The sequence below is a fragment of the Amycolatopsis sp. NPDC104863 genome (assembly GCF_055582965.1).
Map to the genome: position 1 here is coordinate 824,281 of NZ_JBVJOW010000004.1, position 22,408 is coordinate 846,688.

Annotated in this window: 27 protein-coding genes; 11 read left to right on the forward strand and 16 right to left on the reverse strand. The window is 70.1% G+C overall.

The window, feature by feature from the left end:
- Positions 1 to 35 precede the first annotated feature (35 nt).
- The 6 genes from ACZ63J_RS25570 to ACZ63J_RS25595 all read right to left on the reverse strand — a co-directional run bounded on the left by ACZ63J_RS25570 (position 36) and on the right by ACZ63J_RS25595 (position 5,431).
- Complete coding sequence (locus ACZ63J_RS25570; protein ID WP_465400230.1) at positions 36 to 212, reverse strand: hypothetical protein; 177 nt, start codon at positions 210 to 212, stop codon at positions 36 to 38.
- Entirely contained in the window at positions 194 to 649 is a 456-nt protein-coding gene (locus ACZ63J_RS25575) for a DUF4190 domain-containing protein (RefSeq protein ID WP_465400229.1), read from the reverse strand. Before ACZ63J_RS25575 ends, ACZ63J_RS25570 begins: the two co-directional genes overlap by 19 nt.
- Before the next feature lie 57 nt (positions 650 to 706).
- Positions 707 to 1,525, reverse strand: a complete 819-nt coding sequence (locus ACZ63J_RS25580; protein WP_465302038.1) for a carbohydrate ABC transporter permease — start codon at positions 1,523 to 1,525, stop codon at positions 707 to 709.
- Entirely contained in the window at positions 1,522 to 2,418 is an 897-nt protein-coding gene (locus ACZ63J_RS25585) for a carbohydrate ABC transporter permease (protein WP_465400228.1), read from the reverse strand. The genes ACZ63J_RS25580 and ACZ63J_RS25585 overlap by 4 nt, the downstream gene beginning before the upstream one ends.
- On the reverse strand, positions 2,415 to 3,701 hold the full coding sequence (locus ACZ63J_RS25590; protein WP_465400227.1) for an ABC transporter substrate-binding protein: 1,287 nt from the start codon (positions 3,699 to 3,701) through the stop codon (positions 2,415 to 2,417). Before ACZ63J_RS25590 ends, ACZ63J_RS25585 begins: the two co-directional genes overlap by 4 nt.
- A 101-nt stretch (positions 3,702 to 3,802) precedes the next feature.
- The gene (locus tag ACZ63J_RS25595) at positions 3,803 to 5,431 is read right to left on the reverse strand and encodes a long-chain fatty acid--CoA ligase (protein ID WP_465400226.1); all 1,629 of its coding nucleotides are present in this window, start codon (positions 5,429 to 5,431) and stop codon (positions 3,803 to 3,805) included.
- A gap of 445 nt (positions 5,432 to 5,876) precedes the next feature.
- On the opposite strand from ACZ63J_RS25595, the gene mihF reads away from it, so the two are divergent.
- Together mihF and ACZ63J_RS25605 are read left to right on the forward strand one after the other, a co-directional pair.
- Positions 5,877 to 6,188 carry an integration host factor, actinobacterial type gene (gene mihF, locus ACZ63J_RS25600; RefSeq protein ID WP_026468624.1) on the forward strand — a complete coding sequence of 104 codons (312 nt, stop codon included), beginning with the start codon at positions 5,877 to 5,879 and terminating at the stop codon, positions 6,186 to 6,188.
- Between the two features lie 83 nt (positions 6,189 to 6,271).
- Positions 6,272 to 7,426, forward strand: a complete 1,155-nt coding sequence (locus ACZ63J_RS25605) for an isochorismate synthase (protein ID WP_465400225.1) — start codon at positions 6,272 to 6,274, stop codon at positions 7,424 to 7,426.
- Between the two features lie 4 nt (positions 7,427 to 7,430).
- Here ACZ63J_RS25605 and ACZ63J_RS25610 read toward each other — a convergent pair whose 3' ends face one another.
- The 3 genes from ACZ63J_RS25610 to ACZ63J_RS25620 all read right to left on the reverse strand — a co-directional run bounded on the left by ACZ63J_RS25610 (position 7,431) and on the right by ACZ63J_RS25620 (position 9,519).
- Entirely contained in the window at positions 7,431 to 8,117 is a 687-nt protein-coding gene (locus ACZ63J_RS25610) for a 4'-phosphopantetheinyl transferase family protein (RefSeq protein ID WP_465400347.1), read from the reverse strand.
- 75 nt (positions 8,118 to 8,192) lie between these two features.
- Positions 8,193 to 8,570 carry a hypothetical protein gene (locus ACZ63J_RS25615; protein ID WP_465400224.1) on the reverse strand — a complete coding sequence of 126 codons (378 nt, stop codon included), beginning with the start codon at positions 8,568 to 8,570 and terminating at the stop codon, positions 8,193 to 8,195.
- Positions 8,571 to 8,643: 73 nt separating this feature from the next.
- A complete protein-coding gene (locus tag ACZ63J_RS25620; RefSeq protein WP_465400223.1) occupies positions 8,644 to 9,519 on the reverse strand; it encodes a hypothetical protein in 876 nt (291 codons plus the stop codon).
- On the opposite strand from ACZ63J_RS25620, the gene ACZ63J_RS25625 reads away from it, so the two are divergent.
- Positions 9,500 to 10,669, forward strand: a complete 1,170-nt coding sequence (locus tag ACZ63J_RS25625) for an acyl-CoA dehydrogenase family protein (protein WP_465400222.1) — start codon at positions 9,500 to 9,502, stop codon at positions 10,667 to 10,669. The two genes, ACZ63J_RS25620 and ACZ63J_RS25625, sit on opposite strands and share 20 nt — an antisense overlap.
- A 65-nt stretch (positions 10,670 to 10,734) precedes the next feature.
- On the opposite strand, the gene ACZ63J_RS25630 is transcribed toward ACZ63J_RS25625, so the two are convergent.
- Genes ACZ63J_RS25630 through ACZ63J_RS25645 form a run of 4 tightly spaced genes read right to left on the reverse strand, consistent with a single transcriptional unit; the run spans position 10,735 to position 14,018 of the window.
- On the reverse strand, positions 10,735 to 11,055 hold the full coding sequence (locus ACZ63J_RS25630) for a hypothetical protein (RefSeq protein ID WP_465341295.1): 321 nt from the start codon (positions 11,053 to 11,055) through the stop codon (positions 10,735 to 10,737).
- 58 nt (positions 11,056 to 11,113) lie between these two features.
- Positions 11,114 to 11,755, reverse strand: a complete 642-nt coding sequence (locus tag ACZ63J_RS25635; protein ID WP_465302056.1) for a TetR/AcrR family transcriptional regulator — start codon at positions 11,753 to 11,755, stop codon at positions 11,114 to 11,116.
- Positions 11,746 to 13,284: an ATP-dependent acyl-CoA ligase gene (locus ACZ63J_RS25640; protein ID WP_465400221.1), complete on the reverse strand. Its 1,539-nt coding sequence runs from the start codon at positions 13,282 to 13,284 to the stop codon at positions 11,746 to 11,748. The genes ACZ63J_RS25635 and ACZ63J_RS25640 overlap by 10 nt, the downstream gene beginning before the upstream one ends.
- Positions 13,281 to 14,018, reverse strand: a complete 738-nt coding sequence (locus ACZ63J_RS25645) for an enoyl-CoA hydratase/isomerase family protein (protein ID WP_465341297.1) — start codon at positions 14,016 to 14,018, stop codon at positions 13,281 to 13,283. Before ACZ63J_RS25645 ends, ACZ63J_RS25640 begins: the two co-directional genes overlap by 4 nt.
- A 102-nt stretch (positions 14,019 to 14,120) precedes the next feature.
- Between ACZ63J_RS25645 and ACZ63J_RS25650 the strand changes: the two genes are divergently transcribed.
- A complete protein-coding gene (locus ACZ63J_RS25650) occupies positions 14,121 to 15,713 on the forward strand; it encodes an amidohydrolase (protein WP_465400220.1) in 1,593 nt (530 codons plus the stop codon).
- 34 nt (positions 15,714 to 15,747) lie between these two features.
- On the opposite strand, the gene ACZ63J_RS25655 is transcribed toward ACZ63J_RS25650, so the two are convergent.
- Positions 15,748 to 16,071 carry a hypothetical protein gene (locus ACZ63J_RS25655; protein ID WP_465400219.1) on the reverse strand — a complete coding sequence of 108 codons (324 nt, stop codon included), beginning with the start codon at positions 16,069 to 16,071 and terminating at the stop codon, positions 15,748 to 15,750.
- Positions 16,072 to 16,126: 55 nt separating this feature from the next.
- On the opposite strand from ACZ63J_RS25655, the gene ACZ63J_RS25660 reads away from it, so the two are divergent.
- Together ACZ63J_RS25660 and ACZ63J_RS25665 are read left to right on the forward strand one after the other, a co-directional pair.
- A complete protein-coding gene (locus ACZ63J_RS25660) occupies positions 16,127 to 16,567 on the forward strand; it encodes a GNAT family N-acetyltransferase (RefSeq protein WP_465341299.1) in 441 nt (146 codons plus the stop codon).
- Positions 16,568 to 16,607: 40 nt separating this feature from the next.
- Positions 16,608 to 17,291, forward strand: a complete 684-nt coding sequence (locus ACZ63J_RS25665; protein WP_465302066.1) for a metal-dependent transcriptional regulator — start codon at positions 16,608 to 16,610, stop codon at positions 17,289 to 17,291.
- Positions 17,292 to 17,311: 20 nt separating this feature from the next.
- On the opposite strand, the gene ACZ63J_RS25670 is transcribed toward ACZ63J_RS25665, so the two are convergent.
- The gene (locus ACZ63J_RS25670; RefSeq protein ID WP_465400218.1) at positions 17,312 to 17,806 is read right to left on the reverse strand and encodes a hypothetical protein; all 495 of its coding nucleotides are present in this window, start codon (positions 17,804 to 17,806) and stop codon (positions 17,312 to 17,314) included.
- 171 nt (positions 17,807 to 17,977) lie between these two features.
- On the opposite strand from ACZ63J_RS25670, the gene ACZ63J_RS25675 reads away from it, so the two are divergent.
- From ACZ63J_RS25675 to ACZ63J_RS25690, 4 genes are all read left to right on the forward strand, one after another.
- The gene (locus ACZ63J_RS25675; protein ID WP_465400217.1) at positions 17,978 to 18,796 is read left to right on the forward strand and encodes an LLM class flavin-dependent oxidoreductase; all 819 of its coding nucleotides are present in this window, start codon (positions 17,978 to 17,980) and stop codon (positions 18,794 to 18,796) included.
- Positions 18,797 to 18,869: 73 nt separating this feature from the next.
- Positions 18,870 to 19,214: a transcriptional regulator gene (locus ACZ63J_RS25680; protein ID WP_465302070.1), complete on the forward strand. Its 345-nt coding sequence runs from the start codon at positions 18,870 to 18,872 to the stop codon at positions 19,212 to 19,214.
- A gap of 47 nt (positions 19,215 to 19,261) precedes the next feature.
- Positions 19,262 to 20,320: an alcohol dehydrogenase catalytic domain-containing protein gene (locus ACZ63J_RS25685; protein ID WP_465400216.1), complete on the forward strand. Its 1,059-nt coding sequence runs from the start codon at positions 19,262 to 19,264 to the stop codon at positions 20,318 to 20,320.
- A 247-nt stretch (positions 20,321 to 20,567) separates the two neighbouring features.
- Entirely contained in the window at positions 20,568 to 21,194 is a 627-nt protein-coding gene (locus ACZ63J_RS25690) for an alpha-ketoglutarate-dependent dioxygenase AlkB family protein (protein WP_465302074.1), read from the forward strand.
- Here the strand turns inward: ACZ63J_RS25690 and ACZ63J_RS25695 are convergent.
- Positions 21,191 to 21,769 (reverse strand): ArsR/SmtB family transcription factor, encoded by a 579-nt coding sequence (locus tag ACZ63J_RS25695; protein WP_465341303.1) that lies wholly within the window; start codon positions 21,767 to 21,769, stop codon positions 21,191 to 21,193. The two genes, ACZ63J_RS25690 and ACZ63J_RS25695, sit on opposite strands and share 4 nt — an antisense overlap.
- A 133-nt stretch (positions 21,770 to 21,902) precedes the next feature.
- Between ACZ63J_RS25695 and ACZ63J_RS25700 the strand changes: the two genes are divergently transcribed.
- A complete protein-coding gene (locus tag ACZ63J_RS25700; RefSeq protein WP_465400215.1) occupies positions 21,903 to 22,193 on the forward strand; it encodes a hypothetical protein in 291 nt (96 codons plus the stop codon).
- Positions 22,194 to 22,408: the final 215 nt, after the last annotated feature.

The window sequence follows — 22,408 nt, forward strand, 5'->3', positions numbered from 1 at the left end:
CGGCTTCCTGACGGGGCTGCGCCTGGTGGGGACGTCTACCTGGCGGGCAACCTGCTGGGCCTGCTGGCGTTGTCCGGGCGCGCGTGGGTGTGGTGGGTGGTGCTGGCGGTGAATGCGACGCAGGCGTTGGGCGTCTTCGTGATCCCGTCGTCGGTGACGGACGGCGGCGCGCTCGTGCTGACGGTGGTGCCGGTCAGCAGGCTATTCCGCACGCGGTTCCGGCCGCGGCGAACATACCGAAGAAGAACAGCATCACGACCAGAGCCGGGATGACCGCGATGATGCCGCACACCAGGCCGGCGATGCCCATGCCGTTGCCGGTGTACCCGGGCCGGCCGGCCTGGACCATCCCGGCCCACGACAGGCCGATCGCGAGGAAGCCGAGGAGCAGGTCGACGAAGGGGACCCAGAACGCCAGCAGCGCCACGATGCCGAGCACCATGCCCGCGACCGCGAGGCCGCTCGTGCGCAGGATCGGGTACGCGACCATGGGGTACGGCTGCTGACCGTAGGGCTGTGCGGGGTACGGCTGGGAAATGTGGGGCTGCACGGGGTACGGCTGCGTCCCCCACGGCTGGACCGGCCCCGAAGGCGGGTACGCCGGATCGATCGGCGGCTGGTCAGCCTGGTAAGGGTCGTAACTGGTCACTGTGCACCTGCTTCTGTCCGTCCACAGCGGAGTCGCGCGGACGGCCTCGCACGTTACTCAGGTGCCGCCCAGACCGGACTCCGTCACCCCGCGGACCAGGTACCGCTGCAGGAACACAAACAGCAGCACGATCGGCAGGATCGACACCGCCGCCGCCAGGAAGAGCAGGTTCAGCTGCGGGTTCTGCGCCGTCAACAACCCCGACAGCGCCACCTGGACCGTCCACGAGTCCGGGGACTGGGCGATGATCAGTGGCCACAGGAACGCGTTCCAGCTGCCGATCACCGTGATGACCGCGATCGCCGCGAAGAAGCCGCGGGAGTTCGGGACCACGATGCGCCAGAACACTCCCCAGCGCGTCAACCCGTCCACCCGGCCCGCTTCCTCCAGCTCGCGCGGGAAGTCCAAAAAGTACTGCCGGAACAGGAACACGCTGAACGCGCTGAACAGCCCCGGGATCACCAGGCCGCGGAAGTCCGACAGCCAGCCGAGCGTCGAGACCACCACGAAGCTCGGCACGAACGTCACCGACGTCGGGATCATCAGCGTCGCCAGCACCGCGTAGAACACCAGGCGGGAGTGCCGGTACGGGATGCGCGCCAGGCCGTAGCCCGCCAGCGAGCAGATCACCAGCAGTCCGGTCGTCTGCAGGGTCGCTACCAGCGCCGAGTTCAGCAGGCTCCGTCCAAAAGGGACGTCCGAAAGGGAGAACAGCCGCGAGAAGTTCTCCCAGTGCACTGTGGACGGGAAGAACGTCCACTCCGGAGCGGTGATCTCCGCGCGCGACGCCAGGCCGTTGCGCAGCAGCAGGTAGAACGGCAGCAGGAACAGGACCGCCGCCACGGCGAGGGACGCCCAGCGCAGGACCGCCTTCATGACGCACGCCCGAAGCGGAGCATGCGGCCCTGCAACAGGGTCACCAGCGCGATGATCAGCGCCAGGATCACCGCACCCGCGCTGCCGCGGCCGAGGTCCTGGCCGCCCGAACCCAAGGACGTGTAGTACAAGTACACCAACGGTGGCCGGGCGAACGGCGGGTAACCGCGGGAGTCGCCCATGATGTTGTAGAACTCGTCGAACGCCTGGTACGCGTTGATCAGGTTCAGCAGCAGCACCGCCACGGCCGTCGCGCGCAGCTGCGGCAGCGTGATGTGCCGGAAGACCTGCCAGCCCGGCTTCGCGCCGTCGAGCCACGCGGCCTCGTACAGGTGCCGCGGGATGCGTTGCAGCGCCGCGATGAACAGGATCATGTAGAACCCGAGCTGCAGCCACAACCGCGCCGTCACCAGCACGACCCAGTACAGCGGCGGGCTGACCGTCCCGGTCCAGGCCACCGGGTCCGCGCCGAACAACGCGAGCACCGTGTTCGCCAGCCCGTACCGGACACCCGAGAACAACGACGTCTTCCAGATCAGCGACGCCACGACGTACGAGCACGCGAACGGCAGGAAGAACACCGACCGGAAGAACGCCTGCGCGAACCGCAGCTGATTGACCCCCAGCGCCAGGGCCAGCGACAGCACGAACGTCAGCGGCACGATGAACACCGCGAACACGCTGAACGTGCCCAGGCTCGACAGGAACGGCTCGTCGGTGAGCATGTGCCCGTAGTTGTCCAGCCCGACGAACTCGGTCGGCGTCACCGTGTTGCGGGCGTCGAAAAAGGACAGATACGCACTCCAGCCGATCGGCAGGTAGGCGAAAACCGCCAGCCCCAGCAGGAACGGCCCGACGAACAGCCAGAACGTCCGCGCGTCGCGCCGGTTCATCCGAACAGGCGCTTCAGTTCAGCCTGCGCGACTCCGACCGCCGTCTTGACCTGCGCCGCCGGGTCCGCTCCCTCCTTCGCGATCTTCGCGACCGCGTCCGACAGCGCCGTGTTCGCCTGCTGTGTCCACACCGGACCGCCGACGAGGTGGCTGTTCTCCTTGACGAACCGGGCGGCGTCGGCCGCCGGTCCCGAAGCCAGGCTGTCCGCCTTGGCGACCAGGCTCTGGCGGGCCGGGACGTGGAAGCCGAACTTCGTCGAGAACTCCAGCTGGTCCTGCGTCTGGTCGACCCACAGCCACTTCACGAACGCCTTGGCCTCGCCGACGTGCACACTCTTGGCGTTCACCATCGCGCCGTACGCGCCGACCGGGACCGAAGGCGCGCCGGTGCCGTCGAGGCGCGGGAACGGCAGCACGCCGAAGTCGTCGTCGAACGCGTCACGGATCTTCGGCACGTTCCACAGGCCGGTCCACTGCATCGCGGCCAGCCCGTCGATGAACGCGCCCGGGTCCGACCAGTCCGCCGGCGCGCCGAGCAGCAGGGAACCGTTGGTGTTCAACGTGTGCAGCTTGCCGAGCGCGGTCGCCGCGCGCGGGTCGTCGAAGCCGACTTCACGGTTGCCGTTCTTCAGGTAGTCGAGGCCGGCCGACCACAGGAGCGGGCCGGTGAGCACCCCGACCCCGCCGTCGTTGCCCGCGAAGAAACCCTTGACGCCGTCCTTCGTCAGCTTCGACGCCGCGTCGATCAGCTCGTCGACGGACTGCGGCGGCTGCACCCCGGCGGCCTGCAGCAGGCTCTTGCGGTAGAAGAGCACCTGCGTGTCGGTGGCCTGCGGGATGCCGTAGACCTTGCCTTCGACGGTCTGCGCGGCGAGCACGGCCGGGCTGAAGTCGCCCTTGACCGGCGCGATGACGTCGTCGAGCGAGACGACCTGGTTCTGCCGCACCCAGTCGATCTTGACCTGCGCCTCGAAGACGTCCGGCACCTTGCTGTTCTGCAGCGCGGTGACGATCTTCGAGTCGTAGTCGCCGGGGTTCCACTGGACGTCGACCTTCGCGCCCGGGTAGCTCGCGGCGTACCGCTTGACGGCGTCCTGGACGCCGTCCTCGCCGTAGGCGTGGTACCACTGCTGCAGCGTCACCTTCGGCGCGTCGGACGGTGGCGGGCCCGCCGAGTAGGCCGTCGACGGCGGCGGGTCACCCTGCCGCCCGGTGTTCGACCCGCAGGCCGCCGTCAGCGCGCCGACGCCCGCCAGCGCCAGGAACTTGCGCCTGTTGTGCATCCCCGGAACCCCTCCGTGAAGTTCGTGAAGGCCACGATGAGGAACACAGGGTTCCGCAAAGTGGCCTTCACGAACATGAAGACTCGCCGGAGATTTACCCGTTAGAGCTGCGCGATGTCGAGCTTTCCCTCGGAGTAGGACGCGCGGATCCGCTTCTTGTCGAACTTGCCGACGCTCGTCTTGGGCACTTCGTCCACGAACGTCCAGTTCTCCGGCAGCTGCCACTTCGCGACCTTGTCGCTGAGGAACTCGCGCAGCTCCTCGGGGGTGACGCTCTGGCCCTCCTTGAGCACGACGGCGACCAGCGGCCGTTCGTCCCACTTCTCGTCGGGGATGCCGACGACCGCGGCCTCGGCCACCGCCGGGTGCCCCATCACCTGGTTTTCCAGGTCGACCGAGGAGATCCACTCGCCGCCGGACTTGATGACGTCCTTGGCGCGGTCGGTCAGGGTCAGGAAGCCGTCCGGGCTGACGCGGCCGACGTCGCCGGTGCGCAGCCAGCCGTCGTGGAACTTGTCCGGGTCGATTTCCGACCCGCCGTAGTACGACCCGGCGATCCACGGGCCCTGGACCTCGAGCTCGCCGACGGCCTCGTCGTCCCAGGGCAGCACCGAGCCGTCGTCGTCGATCAGCCGGGCCCGCACGGACGCCGGGAAGCGGCCCTGCGTGTAGCGGTAGCGCCAGGCGTCGTCGCCGGTCGCGGTGGCGGGCGGCCGCGCGACGCTGCCCAGCGGCGACGTCTCGGTCATGCCCCAGGCGTGCAGGATCGACACGTTGTGCTTCTCCTGGAACGCGCGCATCAGCGACGGCGGCACCGCGGACCCGCCGACGACGACCTCGCGCAGGTGCGAGATGTCCTGCGGGTTCGCCTCGAGGTGGGCGAGCAGCCCCTGCCAGACGGTCGGGACCGCGCCGGCGAAGGTCGGCTTCTCGGCGGCCAGCATCGCCGCGATGGGCGCCGGCTGGAGGAACCGGTCCGGCATCAGCAGGGACGCGCCGACCATCAGCGCCGCGTACGGCAGGCCCCACGCCATCGCGTGGAACATCGGCACGATCGCCAGCGCCGTGTCGCTCTGCGCGAGGTTCATGCTGTCGCTCATGCAGACCTGCATCGAGTGCAGCCAGATCGAGCGGTGCGAGTAGGCGACGCCCTTGGGGTCACCCGTCGTGCCCGAGGTGTAACACATCGCGGCCGCGGAGCGCTCGTCGACGTCCGGCCAGTCGAAGGTGTCCGGCTGGCCGGCCAGCAGCTCGGCGTAGGAGTGCACCTGGATGCCGTCAGGCGCCTGCAGCGACGCCGCGTCGCCGTTGGCCACGATGACGTGCCGGACGGTCTTGAACTCCGGCAGCTGCTTCGCGAGCAGCGGGACCAGCGTGCCGTCGACGATGACGACGTGGTCCTCGGCGTGGTTGGCGACGAAGGTCAGCTGCTCGGGGAACAGGCGGATGTTCAGGGTGTGCAGCACGGCGCCCATCGCCGGGACGGCCAGGTAGGCCGCCATGTGCTCGGCGTTGTTCCACATGAACGTGCCGACGCGCTGGTCGCCGGTCACACCGAGGCCGCGGAGGGCGTTCGCGAGCCGGGCGGCGTTCCGGCCGAGGTCGCCGTAGGTCTCGCGCCGGCTTTCTGAACCGGTCCAGGTGATGACTTCGCTCGCCGAGTGCACCGACGTGCCGTGGCGGAGCAGGTTCGCCAGCGACAGCTGGCCGTCCTGCATGGTGCTCAACATGGTCGCTCCCGGGGGTCGTTCGCCGGTGAACTGGGGTTGCGCCGACTCTAGTGCGGATCGGGTGAAGCGGGCATGGTCAACAACGGCTCCGTTCGGTCACGGTCGTCCCGCGATCGGGCGACGACCGAACGGTGATCATGATCGACTATTTTTGCGCTTTTCGTTGTGAGCAAGGAAATATGCGTCGAAACCCGGTGTAGCGGAGGCTTCACTTCCGGGTGAGTATGGCCACTCGGGACGGTTCTTGGGAGCGTTTCCGCAGGCCGGAGCGGGTTGCCCGCCGTCACCTCCGGGGGTAATAAGTGCGTGTCGGTTGCACGGCGTTGAACCCGGTGGCGTTTACTGGGGCCGTGGTAAGAGACGGCTGGCCAGCGCTTGCAGCAGCAAGCACTCACAAAAGCCGTCGGCCGCGAAAGCGGAGACCTGAGAGGAAAGGACTACTACGTTGGCTCTGCCTACGTTGACTCCGGAGCAGCGCGCCGATGCACTCGCCAAGGCGGCCGAGGCTCGCAAGGCGCGTTCGGAGCTGCTCGCGTCGATCAAGTCCGGCAAGGAGAGCATCGAAAAGGTGCTCAAGCAGGCCAAGGAGAACAAGACGATCGGGAAGACGAAGGTCACCCAGCTGCTGAAGGCCGTCCCCGGCCTCGGCGCGGTGAAGGTCGCCGCCCTGCTCGAGCAGGCCGGCATCGACCCGGACCGGCGCGCCGCCGGCCTGGGCGAGCGCCAGCGCGAGGCGCTCATCGACGCGCTCAAGTAGCCCGTCACCAGGAGCTCCCGCGAGGGGAGTGTCGCTCGTGACACTCCCCTCGCGGATCTCCCGAAGCCTGGGACGCTGGTGAGGTGAGCTCACCTGACCCGGCGACCCCGGCACTCGACCTCGCCGCCCGCTACCAGCGTGGCGACTTCCTGTTCACGACGGCTTCGCGCGCACTACTGGCGCAGGGCACGATCCGGACCGTCACCGAGACGGACCCGAGGCGGCTGGCCTCGGTCCTGCCCGGTGTGCTGGCCGAGACCGGCGCCCCGCTGGCCGTCGGCGTCCTGCCCTTCGACACCGGGCCCGACACGAAGGTGCCGGGTCACCTCGTGGTGCCCCGGACCGTCCACCGGTCCGAAGGCGCGCCGACCCTGCCGCGCGAGGTCCTCCCCGCGCCCGTGCGGGTGCGTGCGGTGCCCTCACCCGCGCAGCACATGTCCGCCGTCGCCGCGGCCGTTGACGCTCTTCGTGAGCGTGACCTGCGGAAAGCCGTCCTCGCCCGGGCCCTCGACCTCGAGTTCGACGCGCCGGTGTCCGCCGAGCGGATCGTGCGCAACCTCGCCGTCGGCAACCCGCGGCACTTCACCTACGCGGCCGAGCTGCCCGGCGGCCGGTCGCTCGTCGGCGCGACGCCGGAGCTGCTGCTGCGCCGCACCGGCCGCACGGTGTTCTCGTCACCGCACGCCGGCTCGATGCCGCGCTCGGCCGACCCGGCGACCGACCGCGCCAACGGCGAGGCCCTGCGGACGTCCCGCAAGGACCAGCTGGAGCACGCCGTGGTGATCGACTACGTCGTCGAGGCGCTGCGGCCGTTCTGCCGGACGCTGGACGTCCCGGCCGGGCCGGAGCTGGTCACCACGCCGGCCATCTGGCACCTGCGCACCCCGATCACGGGCGAGCTGGCCGACCCGGACGTCACGGCCCTCGACCTCGCGGCGGCCCTGCACCCGACCCCGGCGATCTGCGGCACCCCGACCGAGGGCGCGCGCGAGCTGGTCAAGGAGCTGGAGCCGTTCGACCGCGACTACTACGCGGGCGCGGTCGGCTGGGTCGACGCGGCCGGCGACGGCGAGTGGGCGGTGGCGATCCGCTGCGCCGAGATCGCGTCGACGTCGATGCGCCTGTACGCCGGGGGTGGGATCGTCCCGGCTTCGGACCCGCGGGCGGAGCTGGACGAGACGACCGCGAAGTTCCGGACCCTGCTGGCCGCCATGGGCCTGGCGGACATCCCGGGCTGAGCGGTCAGGGGACCCAGTGCTCCTCGGTCACCGACAGCTCGTCGGTGGTCAGCACCGCGATGGCCGCGCGGTTGCCGTCCGACGCCTTCAGGTCCACCAGGCGCGTCTTCGCCGGGTCCAGCGCCGCGTCGCCCGAGGACACCAGGCGCGCCGGCTCGTCGAAACGGGAGAACGTGATGCTCTGCAGCGGGATGCGCAGGCCCTTGCCGGTGGCCTTCATCACCGCTTCCTTGCGTGTCCAGTAGACGAAGAACGCGCTCGCCTTCTCGGCCTCGGTCAGGCCGGTCAGGTGGCCGGCCTCGGCCGGGCTCAGTGCGTACTCGATCAGCCGCTCGTCGGCGGTGCGGGTGGCCGTCTCGACGTCCAGGCCGACCGGGACCGACGGGGTCGCCGCGACGCCGATCAGGTCGCCCGAGTGGGAGATCGACAACGTCAGGTCCGCGCCCGGGACCCGCGGGCGGCCGTGCGGTTTGCCGCAGTCTTCGCAGGTCGCGTCGAACTTCACGGCCTCGACCGCGAGACCGAGCCACTCCGCCGCGACCGTCTTCGCCAGCACGCGACCGGTCAGGAAGCGCCGCTTGTCCGCGTCCTGGCGGTACGCCGCGAACCGGTCTTGCTCGACGTCGTCCAGCAAGCGCAGGAAGCGCTCTTCGGCGGGCAGCGGGGGCGACCAGCGGACCACGATCTCCATCACGCCCCCGATCCTTCCGGGCGCCGAAGCCGTTGTCACGAACCTGGGCACAGGACTGGGGTAATTCCGGGGGCGCTACGACCAGTTCGGGGCCGGCACCCAGTTGCGCCGGACGAACAGGAGGCCCTTCTCCGCGTCGGTGATGAGCCGGGCGACCGCGCCGGCCGCTTCCCAGCACACGAGGTCGCCCGCCTTGACGAACGACTCGAAACACCGGTAATAGCCGAGGTGGATGTCGCTGGTGTTGATGCCGAAACCGGTGTCCTTCTTGTTCTCCGACACGGAGTCGACGGCGGACTTGACCTCGCTCACCACCTTCACCGCGGCGTCCTTCAGCGTCTTCGGGAAGTTGGAAAAACGCGGTCTCCCCAGCGGGTCACTGGCCACGGCCTTGTGCAGCGAGTCCGCCAGTTTGCCCATGAGCTCGTTGATGTCGGTGCGGGCCTTCAGCATGATGGCGGCGTAGGCGACCGGAACTTGTTCATCGCCGTGAGGGCCGGGTCCCGGTGATTCTCGTACCACTGCGTCAGCTGGATGTACCGCTCGCGCGGCTTGCGTCCGCGGTCTGGTCCGGGACCGTGAGCTCGATCGAGCGCCGGAGGCGGACTTCTTCGAGCAGGTCGAAGGTCGCGCCGAGCACCTGGGTGTTGGCCACCTCGCCGTGCTCGTCCAGGCTGCCGATCTTCTGGCCGGAGAGCACGTCGGCGTGCGCGAAGAACCGGTCGACGGTCAGGTCCCGGAGCACGGAGCGTTCCCCGGAAATCTCGTACTCGTCCCAGGGCAGCTTCCGTGAGGTCTCCCACTTGCTCCCGTTCCGGAACTCCGTCACCCGGGGGCCTTCATTCTGCTCGGGGTGCGCCAGGTACTCGATCCAGCCGGCCGGCGCCGCCGCCTTCCCGTTCGGCCCGGTGAACACCGGATCGAGGTGCACGACCTGCGGGTGCCGGGGCGCCCGCAGCATGCTCACGTGGTTCTCCTCGGCCGAGCGCACCAGACCGTGCGCGGTCCCGAGCCGTTCGGGCATCCCTTGCAGGAACGCCACCAAAGCGCGTTCCTCCTGCGCGAGGACATCCATCTGCGCCGGCCACTCACGGCCGAACTCGCGGATGAGCCCCTGGAACATCCCGGTCACCCCGTAACCGCCGGAAAGGGCTTTCCCGTCACGCAACGCATTGAGGTTCGCCTCGAGCGCCCCGGCCAAGGTGCCGTAGTGCGCGGCGGCGGCATCCCCGACGTACGATGTGTCCGATTTCACAATTTGCCCGGCGGCGGCGCGGGCGAACCCGTGATCGATCCGGTCGTGTCCTTGCATGCCGGTGGTGGTGCGCGCAAAATGGCGATGTAAGCAAGCGCTTAGCCAGTGTCGGAGGAGCAGCTCACCGATGGACTTTTCTCTCAGCACCGAAGAACGTGAAGTGCGCGACTGGGTCCGCACGTTCGTCCAGCGCGAGCTGATCCCGCTCGAGCAGGAGGTCCTCCGCCGCGAGCGCGCGCACCAGCCCGGCCTCACCGGCGAAGAGCTCAAGGACCTCCAGCTGAAGGCCAAGGAGTCCGGCTTCTGGGGCGTGCTGACGCCGGAGGAGTACGGCGGCATGGGCCTGTCCGCCGTGATGGCCGCGCTGCTGGAGGCCGAGCTCGGCCGCACCTTCGTGCCGTTCCGCTTCGGCGGCGCCGCGGACAACATCCTGTTCCACGCCAACGAAGAGCAGAAGCAGACCTACCTGCTGCCGACCATCTCGGGCGAGCGCAAGTCCTGCTTCGCGATCACCGAACCGGGCGCCGGGTCGGACGCGAAGGCCATCCGCACCACCGCCCGCAAGGACGGCGCGGACTGGGTCATCAACGGCGAGAAGACCTTCATCACCGGGGGCAACGAGGCCGACTTCACGATGGTCTTCGCGATCACCGACCCGGAAAAGGGCGCGAACGGCGGTGTCACGTGCTTCCTGGTCGACCGCGAGGCCGGCTGGAAGTCCGAATACATCGACACCATGGGCGAGTGGGGCCCGGCGTCGCTGATCTTCCAGGACGTCCGCGTGCCCGAAACGCAGATCCTCGGTGAAGAGGGCCGCGGCTTCGAACTCGCCATGCAGTGGATCGGCCAGGGCCGGTACCTCCTGCCGGCGCGCGCGATCGGTTCGTGCGAGCGGCTGATCACGATGGCCATCGAACACGCCAACACGCGCGAGACGTTCGGGCAGAAGATCGCGGAACGCCAGGCGATCCAGTGGATGATCGCCGACTCCGGGGTCGAGCTGGAAGCGCTGCGGTGGCTGGTGCTCAACGCCGCCTGGCAGGTCGACCAGGGGGTCGACTCGCGGCACGCGCAGTCGATCGCGAAGCTCTACGGCGGCCAGAAGGCCAACGAAATCGTCGACCGCGTCCTGCAGATCCACGGCGGGATGGGCTACACGCGGGAACTGCCGGTCGAGCGCTGGTACCGCGAGCTGCGGCTGCTGCGCATCTACGAGGGCACCGACGAGATCCAGCGCCGCACGATCGCGCGCAACCTGCTCAAGGGGCACGTGAAGGTCGGTGGCGTCCTCGGCTGAGGCCGCGAAGTGCGTCAAGGCCACCTCCCGGACGTCCGCGAGGTGGCCTTGACGGCAAGTCGGAGCTACTTCTTGTTGCGGATGGCGATCGGCACGCCCGCCAGGTCCTCTTCGTTGCACAGCAGTTTCACGTCGTAGTACGGCGAGCCCTGCCGGTCGTCGTAGTCGAGGTGGATGGCCAGCACGTCGAGCGGCTCACCTAGCCACTCCTGAGCCTGCCGTAGCCACTTCGAGCACCGCTCGAGGGCGGTGGGGAGATCGTCATCGCGGAACTCGACCGGGCGGTAGGGTACGTCCTGCACCTGATCGCGGGGGTGTGCCGGCGCCGGGAGGCCCGGCGCGAGACCCGAGTCGTCCAGTTCCAGTTGGATCGTTTCCTCAGTCACCCTTCGAGCGTCCCCCACGCACGCGTTCTGAGCAAGGCGTACACAGGTAAAAGCGCCGCTAAACGGACATGCCCCACTCTTTCGCGACGATTTCCCGGCAGCGTCGCAAGTCGGTGACTCCGGGCGGGGACGTGCAGGCCAGAGCCCTCGACGCCAGCTCCGCGTAGTGCTCGGCGAGCTGGTCCAGCGCCAGCGGGCCGCGGGGCGAATACCACCGCGCGACACCACTGCACATCTCCAGCAGCGCCAGCCGCGTCACCGCCGGGTGTTCGGTGTGGAACACCCCGGCCGCGACCCCTTCGTCGATCGCCGTGGCCCACAGCCGTTCGTACGCGTCGCGCAGCGCCACGACCGGTTCGCGCGCGGCGGGGGAAAGCACGTCGACTTCGTTGTCCACCACGCGGGTTTCCGCCGGCCCGACGGCGTGCGCGAGCACGTGCAGCGCGACCAGCGTGCGCAGCCGATGCACCGGGTCCGCGCTCCCGGCGGTCGCCTCGCGGGCGGCGTCGAGCAGGCGGTTCAGCGCGGTGTGCATGATCTCCGCGAGCAGATCTTCCTTGGTGCCCATGTAGTGGTACAGGCTCGCCGACGAAAGTTCCGCCTCCTGCGCCAGATCCCGGATGCCAGTGCCGTGGAAGCCCTTGGTGGCGAACAGTTTCACGGCCGCCGCGCGGACCCGTTCCCGGCTGCTCACAGCCATGTCTCCGCCTTCGTGTCCCACGAGCCGGCGCGCGGGTCGGCCACCTTCCGCAGCTCACCCTTGGCGACCCGCTCGGACGGCGTCATCGGCAGCTCACCGGCGAACGCCCAGAACCGCGGAACCTTGAAGTAGGCCAGCTTTTCCGCGCAGAACGCGGCCAGCTCGGCCGGGTCCGGGCGCTCGCCGTCACACACGACGTACGCCTTGACCTCCTCGCCGCGCAGCTCGTCGGGCACCGCGACGACGGCGGCGAGCCGCACCGCCGGGTGCAGCAGCAGCGCGCGTTCGACCTCGTCGGCGGAGATGTTCTCGCCGCTGCGCCGGATCATGTCCTTGGTGCGGCCCACGTAGTACACGCGGCCGGCGTCGTCCTCGCGGGCGAGGTCGCCGGTGTGGAACCAGCCGTTCTCGAACGCCTTCGCCGTCGCCTCGGGATCGTCGTGGTACCCGTGCATCAACCCGATCCCGCGGATCAGCAGCTGGCCGGTTTCCCCGCGGGGCAACGGTTTCCCGTCGTCGCCGGCGATCATCACCTCGCGGTCGCGGCTGGGGCGGCCGAGGCAGCCGGTGCCGACGGTCTCGTCGTGGTCGGCGACGCCCATCCGGATGTCCCCGCCGGTCTCGGTCATCCCGAACGCTTCGTACCACGGCACGCCCCACCGCCGTTCGAGCTCGGCGTGCAGGTCGTGCGGGATCGCGGACGCGCAGATCGCGCGGACCCGGTGTTCGCGGTCGGCCGCCGACGGCTCCTGGCGCAGCAGCAGCGTCGGCATCAGGCCCAGGCAGTAGAACCACGTGACGCCGTGTTCGCGTACCTTCGCCCAGAACGTGCTGGGGTGGAAGCGGTCCAGCACGACGAGGGTGGCGCCGCCCGCGAGCCCGAGCGCGACGTTCCACTGTGGATCGATGTAGTGGAACGGCTGCGCGGTGAGGATGACGTCGGACTCGCCGATCGCCGGGAAGTCCGTGGCCAGGCCGACGGCCAGGGTGGTCCAGTACCGGTTCGGCAGCACGCAGCCCTTCGGCGCGCCGGTCGTGCCGGAGGTGTACTGGATGTTCACCGGCGTCTCGGGAACGGAGCTTTCACGTGAAAGCCCGGCCCCCTGGTCGGAGCTTTCACGTGAAAGCTCCGCGGGGGTGACGACTCCGGTGAGGCCGATCCGGGTGAGCAGATCGGTGAACTCGGGTGCGGCGACGGCCAGCTTCGCGCCGGAGTGGCGGAGGACGTGGGCGCCGTCGAACTCCTGGTAGTTCGTGTTGACCGGCACCATGATCGCGCCGAGCTTGGCCAGCGCCAGCCAGGTCAGCGGGAACTCCGGCTGGTTGCGCAGCATCACGGCGACCCGGTCGCCGGGGCCGATGCCACGCCGGCCCAGGCCCGCGGCGACGTGTGAACTGAGCCGGTCGACGTCGGCGAAGGTGAAGCGCTGGTCGTTCTCGTCGAACACCCAGGCCGTGCGCTCCGGCCACAGCTCGGCCGCGCGCGTGACGAGCTGGTGCAGCGTGCCGATGTCGGCGAGCGGCGTCACGTCCGGCTCCGGAAGGCCTCCGTGGACGCGGCGACCGCGGCCGAGTGCTCGGTGATGAGGGCGTGGCTGACTTCCAGCTCCAGCGCGGGTTCGACGTCGATCGGGGTGTCGAGCACGCGCTTCGCCATCGCCGCGGCCGCCGGCGGGTGCTCGGCGATCCGCTTCGCCCAGCTCCGCGCCTCGGCCTGGAGCTGGTCGGCGGGTACGGCCGCGTTGACCATGCCGAGCTCCGCGGCCTTCCGGCCGTCGAAGCGCTCACCGAGCAGGAGGAGCTCCTTCGCCTTGAGCGGGCCGACGAGCAGCGGCAGCAGCCGCGACGCGGCGCCGGTGACGCTCAAGCCGAGCGAGACTTCTGGGAACGCGAACACGGCGTCTTCGGCGGCGAGGATGAGGTCGCAGCCCAGCGCGAACTCCGCACCGGCGCCGATCGCGTAGCCGTGTACTGCGGCGATCACGGGCTGGCGCAGGGCGCGCAGCCGCCGGGTGACGTCCTGGAGTCGGTCCAGCCGGGCCCGCGAGTCACCCTCGGGGGTGGGCTCCTTGAGGTCGTGACCGGCGCAGAAGGCCCGGCCGTTGCCGGACAGCACCACGACGCGGGCGTCGCTGCGGGCGGCCGCGTCGAGCGCGGTGAGGAAGTCGTCGACCAGGACGGCGGCGACCGCGTTCAGCCGCTCGGGCCGGTTCAGCCGGATCTGCGCGATGCCGTCCTCGACGGCGAACTCCACGGTGGGCATGACGCCGATGCTAGACGTTCGATCGATCGATCGATAGCCTTGAACGGCACAGCGGCGCGAAGCGCCTCCGTTGAGGGTGGGGGTGGGGAGGAAGGCGGAGTCATGCGGGTCGACGCGGTCTACGAGAACACCACGGTGTGGACGGGCACGGGCGTGACCAGCGCGGTCGCCGTGCTGCACGGCCGGGTCGTCGCGCTGGGGGACGACGCCCGGGCGCTGTCCGCGCGCACGCGGGTCGACCTCGCGGGCGGGTTCGTCGTGCCGGGGTTCCACGACGCGCACAACCACATGGCGTGGTTCGGGATGGCGCTGGACGACGTCGCGCTGGGGAGCTGCCGCAGCGTCGAGGAGGTTTACGACGCCGTCGCCGCGCGGGCCGCGTCGCTGCCCGCCGGGAGCTGGGTCGTCGGGAGCGGGTACGACCAGAACAAGCTCGTCGGCGGCCACCCGGACCGGCACGGCCTGGACCGCGCGGCGCCCGGGATGCTGGTGCGGCTCAAGCACACGTCCGGGCACATGACCGTGGTCAACTCGGCCGTCCTCGACCAGCTGGACCTGGCGAACGTGCCGGTCGGCGGGGACGTGGTGCTCGACGCCGGCGGCTCGCCGACGGGATTGCTGCGCGAGCAGGCCCAGCTGCTACTGCGGCCGCTGATCTACCCGACGCCGGTTTCGCGGGTCGTGCGCGGGCTCGACCGGGCGTCCGAGCAGTACCTCGCGGAAGGCATCACCAGCGTCCAGGAGGCCGGGATCGGCGGCGGGCTGGTCGGGGAGACCCCCGCGGAGCTGGCCGCCTACCAGGAGGCGCGCGAGGCCGGCGTGCTGCGCGTGCGGAGCACGGTGATGGTCGCCGCGAGCGTGCTGCACGACCTGCCCGACGGCGCCGGGTTCGGCCTCGACCTCGGTCTGCGCACCGGCCTCGGCGACTCCTGGCTGCGCGTCGGGCCGATGAAGCTGTTCGCGGACGGCTCGCTGGTCGGGCGGACGTGCGCGATGCACGAGCCGTTCGACGGCGAGCCGGACAACCGCGGCTACTTCCAGGTGCCCGAGGACTCCCTGGCGACCACGATCCGGCGCGCGCACGACGCGGGCTGGCAGATCGCGACGCACGCGATCGGCGACCGCGCGATCACCGTCGTGCTCGACGCGTACGAAGCCGCGTTGGCCGCTTCGCCGCGTACGGACCATCGGCACCGCATCGAGCACTGCGCCGTGCTTCAGCCCGCGGAGCTGTCTCGGCTCGCTTCGCTGGGCCTGATCGCTTCGCCGCAGGGACGGTTCGTCAACGAGCTCGGCGACGGCATGCGTGCAGCGCTCGGCGAGGCACGCGTGCCGTGGTGCTACCGGCTGCGAAGCGTCCTCGACGCGGGTTGTGTGCTTCCCGCGTCTTCGGACCGCCCGGTCGTGAACGGCGCTCCGCTGCTCGCGCTGGCCGACATGGTGCGCCGGCGCACGGCGTCTGGCGCGCCCTTCTCACCCGGAGAGGCGCTGACGCCGGCGGAGGCGTTGCGCGCGTACACGTACGGCTCGGCGTACGCGACCTTCGCGGAGGCAGATCTGGGCACGCTCGAGCCGGGGAAGCTCGCCGACTTCGCGGTGCTCTCCGGGTCGCCGCTGGAGGAGTCCGCTTTGGACGACCTGCGTGTACTGGGCACGGCCGTGGGCGGCGAACTGCGTTATCAGGCGCCGTCGTGACGCATCACCGCCTCCCGGTAGCCGGCGTGCTCGCTCATCGCGCGCCGCCGGCGAACTCGAGCGCCTCGTCCGCCAGCCCCCGCCACGGCTCGGGCGAGTCGTTCGCCAGCGCCAGCCACTCCTTCATCGGGGTGCCCTTGTTCGCGTCGAAACGCACGCCGTGGCCGGCTTCGACCAGTTCGTCCACGCGCGCCTTCGGCAGCTTGAGCACCAGCTGCCCGCGGACGAACATGGCGAAGATCCGCCCGTGCGAGCGCAGCGCCGAACGCCCGAAGCCGCCGGTCGCGCCCGGTGGCGTGATGCCCGGGCGCCCGGTGTACTCCTCGACCAGGTCCTCGAACCGCTCTTCTGGTGACATCGACCACCTCCTGAGCCGACAGTAACGACCACCACCGACAGAAACGGGAGGCGAGATGCCCGTCCGCGACGCCGTCTTCGAAGACATCGAAGAGATCTGCGCGCTCATCGAAGAGCACGCCGTCTACGAGGACAACCACGACCTCAAGCTGGACCGCGCCGAGATGAGCGGTCACCTGTTCGGGCCCGACCCCAAGGCGTGGGTGCTGATCGCGACCCCGCCGGGTGAGCCCGGCACGGTCGCCGGCTTCGCCTTCTGCAGCTGGAACTTCTCCACGTGGGAGGCCCGGCCGGGGATCTGGCTCGACGACGTGTTCGTCCGGCCCGCCCACCGGCGTCACGGCCTCGGCGGCGAGCTGCTCAACGAGCTGCGCAACCGCACCACGGGCCGCGTCGAGTGGGACATGCAGGCGGGCAACGAGAAGGGCGAGGCGTTCTACGCCCAGCTCGGCGCGGAACCGGTGCCCGGCTGGATCCGCTACCGCTGGCGGCCGTGAACTTTCACGAGAAAGAACCGGGCCCCGTATCGTATGCGGCATGGGAGATGGTTCGGTCCGGAGGTCCTCGTCGGTCGAGGACTACGTCCGGGTGATCTACGGCCTGGTCGAGCGGGGTGAGGCGGTCACGAACACCTCGCTCGCCGGCCGGCTGGAGGTCAGCCCGTCCTCGGCGTCGGGGATGGTCACGAAGCTGTCCCAGCTCGGGCTGGTCACGCACGTCCCGTACCGCGGGATCGAGCTGACCGCGGACGGCAGGCTGCTCGCGCGCTCGGTCCTGCGGCGGCACCGGCTGATCGAGACGTACCTGGTGTCCGAGCTCGGCTACACGTGGGACGAGGTCCACGCAGAGGCCGACGCGCTCGAGCACGCGGTGTCCGACCGGCTGGTCGAGCGCATCGCGGCCAAGCTCGGCAACCCGGTCCGCGACCCCCACGGCGACCCGATCCCGGCCCCGGACGGCAGCGTCGAGGAGCTGTCGGTCCGCATCCTGGACGACCTCGAGCCGGGCGCGGTGGGCGAGATCGTCCGGGTGTGGGACACGGACCCGGAGCTCCTGCGGTATTTGACGGAGCACGCGATCAACCTGGGCGAACGCATCGAGGTCGTGGAGCGGCAGCCGTTTGGCGGGCCGTTGGTGGTGAAGGTGGGTTCGCCGCCGGATGCGGCTACGCATGCCATCGGTAAGGAGATCGCGCAGGCCTTGTCGGTCACCCTGCGCTGAGCGGCGTCGTGACGAGCCGTTCAGCCGCCGATGGAGAGCTGGAACCCGACGCGCTCGGCTTCGTCGGCGTCCTTCCACAGCGTCCCGCGATTGCCGTTGCCGACGTGCACGCCGTAGCGATCCGCGGTCGGGACGTCGGCGAAGGCGAAGGTGAACGTACGCACCCACATCCCGTCGACGATCTTCGTCTCCTCGCCCGGAGTCCGGCGCAGCTCGGTGCTCGCGACGACTCGGCCGCTTTCGTCCATGAGGGTGACCTGTGAACCGTCGGCGAGATCGCCGTACCCGTCGTACCCGTCAGCTGTGGACTTGATGCATTGCATGTCGCACAGCAAGGACAGCGTGCCGTTGACCGCTGTGCTTCCCGAAGCCGTGAGCACGACGACCAGAACAGTGGCCAGCGCCGCGGCGACAACAGCGGCGATGATGAAGACGAGCGGTTTGCGTCGTTTTTGCACAGGCTGCGGAACGGGCTCGGACTGCGCTGCCTGATCGGTATTCGCTTCGGTGGTCATCGTCTGCCCTCGCTCTCGTCGCCGGACGTGCATTCAGACGGCATGGCCGTGAGCGTTGTTACGAAAAGTGACCAAGGTGTGATGGCGGTGGGTGTGCGCTGAGCGGCGTACGCGCGGATGACGTCCTGAAGCGGATGTGGTGACAGGCCCGCGAAGCCGACCATGGCCCGCATGACTCCCTTCTGCTTCGGCATCGTCGCCGGTTACGCGCCCGACCTGGCCGCCTGGACCACCCAAGCCCGGCGTACCGAGGAGCTCGGCTTCGACACCCTGCTCGCCACCGATCCCGTCGGTGCCGCCGATCCCTTCGTCCTGCTCGGGGCCGCGGCCGCCGTCACCACCAACCTGCGCCTCGGCACCTTCGTGCTCGCCGATCCCTTCCGGGACGCTCGCGCCCTCGACTGGCAGGTTCGGACCCTGCACCAGCAGACCGGTGGGCGGTTCGAGCTCGGGCTCGGCGTCGGGCGGCCCGGGGCGAAGGAGCACACCGAAGACCTCGGCCGGGAATTCGCCTCACCGGGTGAGCGCATCACACGGATGGCCGAGACGATCACGTACTTCAAGCGATCGATCGACCGCCCGCGGCTGGTTCTCGCCGGCGGGGGGCCGAAAATGCTGGCGCTCGCCGCGCAAGAAGCCGACACCGTCACCTTCACCTGGGCGCCGAAGACCACCGAGGCCGAGGCGCAGTCCATTGTGGATCGATTCCGGGCGCTCGCCGGGGCGCGGCTGCCGGAGATCGAGCTCGGGCTGAACCTCATGGCCGTCGGGGATGCGCCGGCGCCGGGGATCGCTCGGTGGGCCGGGGTCGACGTGCCCGAGCTGGCCGCGGCCGGCGCCGTCACCGTGCTGCCCGAAGATCCAGGTCAAGCGGTGGAAAGGCTTCTCGGCTGGCGGGAGCGGTGGGGGATTACCTACGTCACGATCAACTCGGGCTACGCGGAACCGTTCGCGGCGATCGCGGCCGAGGCGCGCACGGCAGGTGGGTGAGGGCCCTTCCGATCTTGCGACGCTGGGCCTACGCTCCAATTTTCCGTATTCGGGAGTGCTTCGGAGCGTTGTGATGACCGGTCAGCGAACACGCACCATCGACCGGGGGGAACAGGCGGAGCTGAGCCAGCTGCTCGCCGCCGGGCCGTTCGACCTGGCCCTGCGGGCGGCGATCCGGGCCCGTGGGCTCGGCCTCGACCGGATCCGCTATCGCTTGCGCGGCAGGGGAACCACGGTCAGCCTGGCCACCCTCAGCCACTGGCAGTCCGGGCGGTGCCGGCCCGAGCGGCCGGAATCGTTGGAGGCGTTGCGGAATCTCGAGGACATCCTGAACGTGCCGGACGGCTCGCTCAGCAGGCTCCTCGGGCCGCCGCGCGGCAGAACGCGCTTCCACGTTCGGCAACCGCCGCTCAATTGAGCGGTACCAACGGAAAACCGCTCAGGTGAGCACGTAGGCTCGCGAGCATGCGAGCTGTCGTGATGGAGGAGTTCGGTCGCCCGCCCGTGGTGCGGGGCGTGCCGGAGCCGGTGGCCGCGCCGGGTGGCGTGGTGATCGAGGTCGACGCGACCGGGGTGTGCCGCAGCGACTGGCACACCTGGCAGGGCCACGACACCGCGGTGAAGCTGCCGCACGTCGCCGGGCACGAGCTGGCCGGCCGGGTCGTCGCGCTCGGCGAAGGCGTACGCGGGTGGGAGCTCGGCGCGCGGGTCACCGTGCCGTTCGTCTGCGCCTGCGGGACGTGCGCCCAGTGCGCCCGCGGCGACCAGCAGATCTGCGACCGCGAGTTCCAGCCCGGCGCGACGCACTGGGGGTCGTTCGCCGAGCGCGTCGCGATCGAGCACGCCGAGACGAACCTGGTGGCGCTGCCGGACTCCCTCGGCGCGGCCGAAGCCGCCGCCCTCGGCTGCCGGTTCGGGACGGCGTTCCGTGCGGTGCTGCGGCAGGGTCGCGTCAGCGCGGGGCAGTGGGTCTCGGTCTACGGCTGCGGCGGGGTCGGGATCTCCGCGGTGCTGCTGGCCGTCGCGGCGGGCGCGAAGGTCGTCGCGGTCGACGTCTCGCCGGCCGCGCTCCGGCTGGCCGCCGAGTCCGGCGCCGTCCACACCGTCGACTCGTCCGCCTTCGGCGGCCCGGAAGCCGTCGCCGAGCACGTGCGGGAGCTGACCGGCGGCGGCACGCACGTCTCGCTCGACTGCCTCGGCGCGCCGTCGACGTGTGCCGCGTCGGTCGGCAGCCTCCGCAAGCGCGGGCGGCACGTCCAGGCCGGGCTCATGCCGCCCGCGCAGGGTGTCGCGCCGATTCCGATGCACCGGGTGATCGGCGGGGAGCTGGAGCTGGTCGGGATCCACGGCCTGCAGGCCCACGAGTACCCGGAGCTCCTGCGCGTCGTGGACGCGGCGGGGATCAACCTCGCCGCGCTGATCGGCCGCCGGATCGGGCTCGACGACGTCCCGGCCGCGCTGGCCGCGATGAACGACCCCGTCCCGGCGCAGGCGGGCGTCACCGTGGTGACTTTCAGTGACTGAATCGCGGCGTCCGGTCAAGTGACCCGTTCGTAGCTGATCGACGCTGGTCTTGTGACATTCAGGTGTGGGAACGTCTAGCGATGGTGGCCCAACGCGAGGGGAATAGGCCGCAGGAGCGTCCCGCTGGTCCATTGGGACGCCTCCTGCGGCTGTACGCCGCCGCGGGTGTCACGGTCCGCGGTCACCGGGTTGTTCCTTCGTCGGTGACCGAGAGTGTGCGCCGGGAGTCTCCGGCACAATCGAGGTGATGGACGCCCTCCTGCCGCGCCCCCGCGCCGAACTCGCGCCCGGCGCCGTGCACGTGCCCGACTGGCTCGGTTTCGACGAACAGCGTGAGCTCGTCGCCGCCTGCCGCGGCTGGCCCGGCTACCGCAACACGACGTACCCCAACGGCGGCGTCATGTCGGTCAAGACGGTCTGCCTCGGCTGGCACTGGTACCCGTACGGTTACTCGCGCACGACCGACGAGGGCAAGCCGGTGCTGCCGTTCCCGGAGTGGCTCGGCGACCTGGGCCGCCGCGCGCTCGCGGACGCGTACGGCGAGCCGGCCGAGGACTACGAGCCCGACACGGCGCTGGTCAACTTCTACGCCGCGAAGACGAAGATGGGGCAGCACCAGGACAAGGACGAGCAGAGCTCGGCGCCGGTGGTGTCCCTCAGCCTCGGCGACACGTGCGTGTTCCGCTTCGGCAACACGGAGTCGCGCGCGAAGCCGTACACCGACGTCGAACTGCACTCGGGTGACCTGTTCGTGTTCGGTGGCGCGTCCCGCTTCGCCTACCACGGCGTGCCGCGGACGCTGGCGGGCACGGCCGACCCGGCGCTGGGCCTGACCGGGCGGTTGAACATCACGCTACGGGTGTCCGGGCTCTAGTCCTCCGTGGACTCTTCCTCGGGCACGACGATGAGCCGGACCGCGAGGCCGCGGGAGCCTTCCGGGTGCTTTCCCGGTTCGGTGACGTACTTCCAGAGCAGGTTCTGGTACTCCTCGACGAACGACGTGACCTGCTCCTTCGTCAGGTGCAGGCCGGCGCGGTAGATCTGGTTCCAGCCCCTGGAGTTGTCGTAACCCGCGTACGCGCGCGTGACCAGGCCGAGGTCATGGCTCATCTTCAGGGCGCCGAGCTTCGTCGCCGCTTCGCGCTCGTCCGGGGTCATCTCGAGGCCCGGTGGGGTGTAGATGTCCTTCATCAGCGACTTCCACCAGCGTTCGCGGCCGGTGGAGCGCTCCTCGATCTCCGCGATGAGGTCGAGGTCGGCGAGCTTGCGGAGGTGGTAGCTGGTCGTCCCGGTGCTTTCGCCGAGGGCCTTTGCGACGCTCGTCGAGTTCGCTTCACCGTGTTTGCCCAGGTAGGACAGGATGTCGCGGCGCACCGGGTTGGCCAGGGCCTTGTAGAAGGCCTTGAGATCCGCGCCGGTGAGGACGCGCCGTTCGGGACGTTCGACCATGGGCGGAGCGTACTACAGAGGATGTTTGCAAAGAATCTCTGCAATCGCTACCGTGGCTCGTATGGGGACAAGGCGACGACTTTTCGGGGCGGCGGGACTGTGTTTGCTGCCGTGGATCGCGGTACTGGGGGCAATGCTGCCGGACGTGGCGGTCGCGCAGCACTGGCGGCTGGCCTGGACGGGGTTCGACGCGGTGGAGGCGGCCGGGCTGCTGGTGACGGCCTGGCTGCTCGGCCGGGCCGACCCCCGGGCGCCCCTGGCGGCCATGGCCACGGCGACGCTGCTGCTGACGGACGCCTGGTTCGACGTCGTGACGGCGGGGGACGACGTGGTGCTTTCGCTGCTCATGGCGGGCCTGGAGGTGCCGCTGGGGCTGGTGTGCCTGTCGGTGGCGGTCCCGTGGCGGGAGCCGGCGCATGTCTGACCTGAGCCCGCAGCTGCGCGACGAGATCGACGACCAGGTCGCGGAGGCGCTGGACGCCTACCTGGCCGAGCCCGGCAGGGTGCCGGGCCGCCGCCTGTGGCCGTTGTGGCTGGCGATCGTCCTCACGAACGTCGCCTGGCTGGTGGTCGTGGGGGGGGGGGGGGGGGGCAGACGCGCTCCGCAGAGGGGGGGGAGGGGAGGAGGTGGGGCAGGGG

Bases quoted from the DNA above. Each gene is read 5' to 3' on its own strand.
- ACZ63J_RS25580 (WP_465302038.1), bottom strand. From the start codon at position 1,525: ATGAAGGCGGTCCTGCGCTGGGCGTCCCTCGCCGTGGCGGCGGTCCTG.
- ACZ63J_RS25585 (WP_465400228.1), bottom strand. From the start codon at position 2,418: ATGAACCGGCGCGACGCGCGGACGTTCTGGCTGTTCGTCGGGCCGTTC.
- ACZ63J_RS25590 (WP_465400227.1), bottom strand. From the start codon at position 3,701: ATGCACAACAGGCGCAAGTTCCTGGCGCTGGCGGGCGTCGGCGCGCTG.
- ACZ63J_RS25595 (WP_465400226.1), bottom strand. From the start codon at position 5,431: ATGTTGAGCACCATGCAGGACGGCCAGCTGTCGCTGGCGAACCTGCTC.
- ACZ63J_RS25610 (WP_465400347.1), bottom strand. From the start codon at position 8,117: ATGGAGATCGTGGTCCGCTGGTCGCCCCCGCTGCCCGCCGAAGAGCGC.
- ACZ63J_RS25615 (WP_465400224.1), bottom strand. From the start codon at position 8,570: ATGCTGAAGGCCCGCACCGACATCAACGAGCTCATGGGCAAACTGGCG.
- ACZ63J_RS25625 (WP_465400222.1), top strand. From the start codon at position 9,500: ATGGACTTTTCTCTCAGCACCGAAGAACGTGAAGTGCGCGACTGGGTC.
- ACZ63J_RS25635 (WP_465302056.1), bottom strand. From the start codon at position 11,755: ATGGCTGTGAGCAGCCGGGAACGGGTCCGCGCGGCGGCCGTGAAACTG.
- ACZ63J_RS25645 (WP_465341297.1), bottom strand. From the start codon at position 14,018: ATGCCCACCGTGGAGTTCGCCGTCGAGGACGGCATCGCGCAGATCCGG.
- ACZ63J_RS25650 (WP_465400220.1), top strand. From the start codon at position 14,121: ATGCGGGTCGACGCGGTCTACGAGAACACCACGGTGTGGACGGGCACG.
- ACZ63J_RS25655 (WP_465400219.1), bottom strand. From the start codon at position 16,071: ATGTCACCAGAAGAGCGGTTCGAGGACCTGGTCGAGGAGTACACCGGG.
- ACZ63J_RS25660 (WP_465341299.1), top strand. From the start codon at position 16,127: ATGCCCGTCCGCGACGCCGTCTTCGAAGACATCGAAGAGATCTGCGCG.
- ACZ63J_RS25665 (WP_465302066.1), top strand. From the start codon at position 16,608: ATGGGAGATGGTTCGGTCCGGAGGTCCTCGTCGGTCGAGGACTACGTC.
- ACZ63J_RS25670 (WP_465400218.1), bottom strand. From the start codon at position 17,806: ATGACCACCGAAGCGAATACCGATCAGGCAGCGCAGTCCGAGCCCGTT.
- ACZ63J_RS25675 (WP_465400217.1), top strand. From the start codon at position 17,978: ATGACTCCCTTCTGCTTCGGCATCGTCGCCGGTTACGCGCCCGACCTG.
- ACZ63J_RS25680 (WP_465302070.1), top strand. From the start codon at position 18,870: ATGACCGGTCAGCGAACACGCACCATCGACCGGGGGGAACAGGCGGAG.
- ACZ63J_RS25685 (WP_465400216.1), top strand. From the start codon at position 19,262: ATGCGAGCTGTCGTGATGGAGGAGTTCGGTCGCCCGCCCGTGGTGCGG.
- ACZ63J_RS25690 (WP_465302074.1), top strand. From the start codon at position 20,568: ATGGACGCCCTCCTGCCGCGCCCCCGCGCCGAACTCGCGCCCGGCGCC.
- ACZ63J_RS25695 (WP_465341303.1), bottom strand. From the start codon at position 21,769: ATGGTCGAACGTCCCGAACGGCGCGTCCTCACCGGCGCGGATCTCAAG.
- ACZ63J_RS25700 (WP_465400215.1), top strand. From the start codon at position 21,903: ATGCTGCCGGACGTGGCGGTCGCGCAGCACTGGCGGCTGGCCTGGACG.